Origin of the sequence: Dietzia sp. DQ12-76 (assembly GCF_014145045.1) — a bacterium.
In the GTDB taxonomy this organism is placed as follows: Bacteria; Actinomycetota; Actinomycetes; order Mycobacteriales; family Mycobacteriaceae; genus Dietzia.
This window is the reverse complement of the sequence record NZ_JAALDV010000244.1, coordinates 1-4187: the sequence shown is the minus strand read 5'-3', so window position 1 is coordinate 4187 and position 4187 is coordinate 1. Positions and strand designations below refer to the sequence as shown.

5 protein-coding genes are annotated in these 4187 nt (G+C 70.7%); 3 read left to right on the top strand and 2 right to left on the bottom strand.

Going from position 1 to position 4187, the window contains the following annotated elements; all coding sequences use genetic code 11:
• On the bottom strand, window positions 1-254 hold a 254-nt coding region (locus tag G6019_RS09140; protein WP_182627465.1), incomplete at its 3' end, for a response regulator.
• The gene (locus tag G6019_RS09135; protein ID WP_182613081.1) at window positions 251-1528 is read right to left on the bottom strand and encodes a sensor histidine kinase; all 1278 of its coding nucleotides are present in this window, start codon (window positions 1526-1528) and stop codon (window positions 251-253) included. The genes G6019_RS09140 and G6019_RS09135, both read right to left, overlap by 4 nt.
• A gap of 105 nt (window positions 1529-1633) precedes the next feature.
• Here G6019_RS09135 and G6019_RS09130 point away from each other — a divergent pair, with 105 nt between their 5' ends.
• The 3 genes from G6019_RS09130 to G6019_RS09120 all read left to right on the top strand — a co-directional run.
• A complete protein-coding gene (locus tag G6019_RS09130; protein WP_182613082.1) occupies window positions 1634-2611 on the top strand; it encodes a Bug family tripartite tricarboxylate transporter substrate binding protein in 978 nt (325 codons plus the stop codon).
• Entirely contained in the window at window positions 2608-3276 is a 669-nt protein-coding gene (locus tag G6019_RS09125; protein WP_182627463.1) for a tripartite tricarboxylate transporter TctB family protein, read from the top strand. Before G6019_RS09130 ends, G6019_RS09125 begins: the two co-directional genes overlap by 4 nt.
• Window positions 3264-4187 (top strand): tripartite tricarboxylate transporter permease (locus G6019_RS09120; protein WP_182627460.1); only part of this gene is annotated, 924 nt, incomplete at its 3' end. The genes G6019_RS09125 and G6019_RS09120, both read left to right, overlap by 13 nt.

Below are 4187 nucleotides of genomic sequence, written 5' to 3'. Positions count from 1 at the left end.
TGGCGGCGGGAGATGGTCCTGATCCGGTGCAACACCTCGATACCGCTGAACCCCGGCAACCCGATGTCGAGCAGCACCAGGTCGATCCCGCCACCGGCCACCCACCCCACCGCCGCCTGCCCGTCGCCCACCGCGGCGACCACGGTGAAGCCCGCGACCCCCTCCACGTGGCGACTGTGCAGGCGCCGCGCCACGGGGTCGTCATCGACGATCAGGGTCCGGATGGCGCGGCCGCCCTGTCCCTCGCCCGTCATCGTCTCCTCCGCAACCGCGCGGTGACCAGCGCCCCGCCGGCCGGGGATCTGCCCACTTCGATCTCACCGTCACGATCCCGCACGATCTGCCAGACCACCGCCAGGCCGACGCCGCGGGTCGCGTGCCCGGCACCCGGGGCCTTGGTGGAGTACCCATGCTCCATCATCATCGGCAGCGCCTCGGGGTCCAACCCCGGCCCGTCATCACCCACGGCGACCTCGGTGCCGAACTCGTCCGCCAGCACCAGAACGTGGACGTGGCCCCCGGGACCCGCGGCCTCGATTGCGTTGATCACCAGATTCGCGATCAGCGAGACGTCGTCCGCCCCGAGCTCACCCGAACTCGTCGAGGTCAGGGGGTCGATCTCCAGCCGACCTCCCCGCGACCGGTACTCCGCGGCCATCTCACCCAACACCGCGCGCAGGCGCGGGTCCTCGACACCTCCGTCGCGGGTACCCGCGCCGGTGACCGGGGCGAGCTCCGCCAGATAGTCGAGCGCCGCGTCGGACTCGCCGCTCTCGACGAGCCCGTACACCGCGTGGATCCGGGTCCGGAACTCGTGTGTCTGTTCGCGGAGCGCCCTGGACAATCGTCGCTGCTCTCCCAGTTCGGCGTTCTCCGCCTCCAGCCTGCGGACCCGGCCGCCGATCGCCGCGGAGACACCGGCGGCGCCGGTCAGTCCGACCAGCACCGCCAGCAGCACCCACGGCGCCATGGCCGTGAGACTGGACCGCAGGTCGGCGGCGATCTCCGATTCCAGGACCCCCACCGATGCCGCACCCACGACGAGCCCGCCGCGGTACACCGGCACCTTGGCGCGCAGTGTCGGACCGAGGGTCCCCTCCTCGGTGCCGACGAAGGTGGCCCCCGCCAGCACGTCCGACGGGTCGGTCGAGACCGGCCGGCCGCGTTCCGCGGGCACAGGGTGGGTGATCCGGATCCCTCGCGCGTCGCTGATCACCACGTAGTCGACCCCGGACGCCTGCTGGATCAGCTCGGTCAGCGGTTGCAGCTCCTGCTCCGCGTCCCCGCTCCCGATGGCGTCCCGCACCTGGTCGAGCTCCGCGAGGCTGCGCGCGACCGCGAGGACCCGCTCGGTCGTGGCCTCGCGAACCTGCCGCTCCTGGACCCGGGCGGCGGCATAGGCCGTCAGTCCCACGCAGGTCACCACCACCGCGAACTGGATCACCACCACCACGACGAGGCGGAACCGCCGCTCGAGCAGCCACTCCGAGTATCGCGCCACCCCGCTCCTCTCCTCGTTCGTGAGCATCAATGAGCACAAAGACTAGTTGTGCCCCACATCACACGTCGCCGATCCATGCTCAGCCCATACCCCGGTGGCACTCACGCCGCCGGACATCTGGAAGGACCGTTGATGCGACACCCCCTTGCCCGCATCCTGACCGCGGTACTCGCTGTCGGGCTCACCACGGCCGCGGCGACCGACGCCAGCCGCTCCGGAGGCGGTGACAACCCCCGGACCCAACTGGCCATCATCGCACCGGCCGCCCCCGGCGGCGGATGGGACACGTTCGGCAGAGAAGCCCAGCAGGCCCTCATGACCAACGGGATCGTCAACGCGGTGCGGGTCCGCAACGTCCCGGGCGCGGCCGGCACCATCGGGCTGACCCAGTTCGTCCAGCTCGCCGGGCGTACCGATTCCCTGCTGGTCACCGGCGGAGTGATGGTGGGTGGGGTGATCCTGCAGGATTCCGACGCCACGCTCGAGGACACGACGCCGATCGCCCGGCTGGCCGACGACTACAACGTGCTGGTGGTCCCCGCGGACTCCCCGTATCAGACGCTCGAGGAGTTCCTGGCGGCGTGGCGGGAGCATCCGGGGATGGCGATCGCGGGCGGATCGCTCGGGAGCATCGACCATCTGCTCACGGGCATGCTCGCCGAGGCCGCCGGGATCGACCCGGCCCATATCAACTACATCGCCTACTCCGGGGGCGGCGAGGTCGTGAGGTCGATGATCAGCGGGTCCGCGGTCGGCGCGATCTCCGGAGCCAACGACTTCGACGCCCAGATCGAGGCGGGCGAGCTCCGCGCGCTCGGGGTCTCGTCGGCGACCCCGGTCGCGGAGCTGTCCACCCCGACCTTCATCGAGCAGGGCGTGGACGTGTCCATGTCGAACTGGCGCGGGCTGGTCGCCCCACCGGGCATCCCTGACGAGGTCAGGGACGAGCTCATCGCGATCATCGCGGAGATGCGCGAGACCGGGGAATGGCGCGACACCCTCGAGCGCAACAACTGGACCGACGAGTTCATGGCAGGTGACGAGTTCGCCCGGTTCCTCGACGCGGAGATCGCCACGACCGAAGACATCATCAGGGAGTTGGGACAATGACACTCGTAACCGACCAGGCGAGCGCGGGGGGAACGACGGCCCCGTCGGCCCCGGCCGCCCCGCCCACCGACCGTCGCCGCTGGTGGCGTCAGCGGACCGAGCTCGGGTTCGCCGCGGGCGTCCTCGCGATCGCCGCGTTCATGATCGTGCAGACCATCACCATGGACGTCCCCGAGGGAGTGGGAGCACCCGGGCCGCGGTTCTTCCCCGGCCTGGTGGCCGGCTTCCTGATCCTGACCGGCGGACTGCTGGCGATCAACGTCATCCGCACCCCCCGGCACACCGCGGCCACCTCGACCATGGGCCAGCTGTCCACCGACATGCTCGAGGACCTGGCCTCGATCGACGATCCCGTCGACTCCCCCACCACCACCGCGCCCGCGGCTGCCGGCGGCTCGGACTACGTGCCCGTCGACTACCGCACCACCGGGATCGTGATCGCCGGCCTCGTCGGGTTCGCGATCCTCCTCCAGCCCGTCGGCTGGTTGATCACCTCCAGCGCGCTGTTCTGGATCGTCAGCCGCGCACTGGGGAGCAGGCGACCGGTCTTCGACATCGCGGTCTCGGTGATCTTCGCCTCCGTCATCCAGATCGCCTTCTCGGCCGGGCTCGGCCTGGGGCTGCCCGCCGGAATCCTGGAAGGAGTCGTGCCGTGGAGCAACTGAGCCTGCTGGGTGACGGCATCGCCGGGGTGCTCACCCCGATGAACCTCACCCTCCTGCTGATCGGTGCCCTCCTCGGCACCGCGGTCGGCGTCCTTCCGGGACTCGGCTCCGCGATGGCGGTCGCCCTGCTCCTGCCGGTCACCTTCACGCTCGACCCGACCGGCGCCTTCATCATGTTCGCCAGCATCTACTTCGGCGGACTGTTCGGTGACTCGACCTCCGGGATCCTGCTCAACACACCCGGCAACTCGTCGGCCATAGCCACGACGTTCGAAGGGCACCGGATGGCCATGAGCGGCCGGGCGGCCAAGGCCCTGGGGATCTCGGCGATCGGCGCCTTCACCGGCGGCATGATCGCGTGCGCGTGCGTCGTGATGTTCTCCCCCTACCTGATCGTCCTCGCCCGGGCGTTCTCGTCACCCGAGTACTTCGCCCTCGCGGTGTTCGCCTTCGTCGCCATCTCGGCCGTCGTCGCCGAGTCCGTCGTGAGGGGACTGGCCGCGCTCGGCCTGGGGCTCGCGCTCGCCCTGGTCGGCACCGACTCGATGACCGGCACCCAGCGCTTCACCCTGGACACCCCGTCACTGTTCGAGGGCATCTCGATCATCGTGATCACCGTGGGACTGCTGGCCCTCGGCGAGGTCCTGCACCAGGCGTCGCGGATCCGCCGTGAGGCGACCGTCGGCGGTCCGGTGGCCACCGAGGGCTCCCCGTTCCCGACCCGCAAGGAGATGCGCAGAATCTGGCCGGCGTTCCTCCGGGGCACCGCGTTCGGCCTGCCCTTCGGCACGATCCCGGTCGGCGGGTCCGAGGTCCCGACGTTCCTCGCCTACGGCACCGAGAAGGCCCTGGCCGCGCGGCGGCACGACCCCGACTTCGGCACCCGCGGCGCGCTCCAGGGCGTCGCCGCT